Source organism: Oleiphilus sp. HI0079, from assembly GCF_001635105.1.
Map to the genome: position 1 here is coordinate 1 of NZ_LWFT01001429.1, position 1,613 is coordinate 1,613.

Sequence of the window (1,613 nt, forward strand, 5' to 3'; positions counted from 1 at the left end):
ACGCCTTGCTGAGCAAACCGGGTATTTAGGGTTCCTTTTCGGTGCGATCTTCATCATATTGCTTATCATTGCCTACCTTTATACGGGCTTTTCACTCTCCGTGAAAAAAGCCATCGCATCCTTTTCGGTCGCGGCGCGCAAAGTTGCCTCTGGCGACCTTACTGTAAAAATGGAAAAACAATCTTCCGATGAATTGGGTGCTTTAACGTTCTCATTCAACGATATGACCATGCAGGTTAAACAGCTGATCGAAACCGCGCGCTTTATGATCAAGGGCTTATCTGCTGATGCGCATACATTAAACCAGCTCGCGACCACAACCAGAGATACATTCCATAAACAACGCGATGAAACCGATGAGATTTCAAATGCTATGTCTCAAATGGTGGCCGCAGTAGGCGAAGTCGCACAGAATACCTCCCAAACCTCCGATGCGGCTCATCAAGCAGAAGGACGGGCTCAAGTAGGACGTACGATCGTCGGCGAAACAGTAGAATCTATCCATCGACTTGCAAACGAGATCAAAACCTCCGTCGGCCATATTGATCAGGTGTCTGAAGATAGCAGAGAAATCACGAATGCCTTGGTAGAGATAAAAGCGATCGCAGAACAAACTAACCTTCTCGCATTAAACGCAGCAATTGAAGCTGCCCGCGCCGGCGAGCAGGGCCGAGGTTTCGCGGTTGTTGCTGACGAAGTAAGAACCCTTTCGCAACGCACCCAAAAATCAACCGAAGACATCGACAAGATGGTTGATAAATTGCACAAGGGCGTCGCGTTAGCCGTTGACTCCATGAACAAGAGCCATAGTTCAACGGAGGAGACTGTTTCCCACAGCTCAGAGGTTAGCCAGGCACTTGAGCAGATCGTGGATAGTGTTTCGAGCATCGTAGATATGAGTCAGCAAATTGCGGGCGCAGCAGAAGAGCAAGCCATGATGACTGAAAACATTCAGAAAAGTGCCAGTGAGATTTCTGACCTTGGCGGTCAATCTCAAGCCCATGCCGATGACGCATTTAAAGCAAGTGAGCAACTTATAAACAGCACGGACAACCTCGAAACGCTGATTAACAACTTCAAAATCTAACAGCACATTAAGCACCAAGCCAAACATGTTGTGATACATTGAACAGCATGTTTGGCTTAGCTAGCGTACGCTAGCATTTTGTTTTGGGGTAATTCTGGATGTTACACAAGCGACTACCTTTGCTGATTGCGCTTGTTATTATTCTCGCAAGCATCGGCTTGAGTGCCTTTCAGCTCTATCCGCTTTATCTTGAATATTCTGGCGCCACAGCCACCTCGAAAAATCTCGGTCAGTCGATATCAACGACAGACTCTCTCCCATCTGCCAATGCACAACAGAACAAGCCAACCAACCGTAATATCGCCGACTACTCGATGTTTGGCAGTTTCAACGCTTCACAGGCGGTTGAGCAGGACGTCCAAGAGCTCCCAAAAACAAATCTACGTCTGACACTAACCGGAGTCTCTGCGTCCGAAAGCCAAAAACACGCCACCGCATTGATTGAGGGCCCCGACCGTTCTACAGAGAGCTATCGAGTGGGCGACACTCTGCCGGGAAATGCAGAACTTCACTCGGTTCGCAAAGA

At 48.3% G+C, this 1,613-nt stretch carries 2 protein-coding genes; both read left to right on the forward strand.

What is annotated here, in order from left to right:
• Positions 1 to 1,087, forward strand: a 1,087-nt coding sequence (locus tag A3750_RS24585; RefSeq protein ID WP_156498924.1) for a methyl-accepting chemotaxis protein, incomplete at its 5' end; no start/stop codon positions are given.
• Positions 1,088 to 1,185: 98 nt separating this feature from the next.
• A partial coding sequence (locus A3750_RS24590) for a type II secretion system protein N (RefSeq protein ID WP_304440227.1) occupies positions 1,186 to 1,613 on the forward strand: 428 nt, incomplete at its 3' end.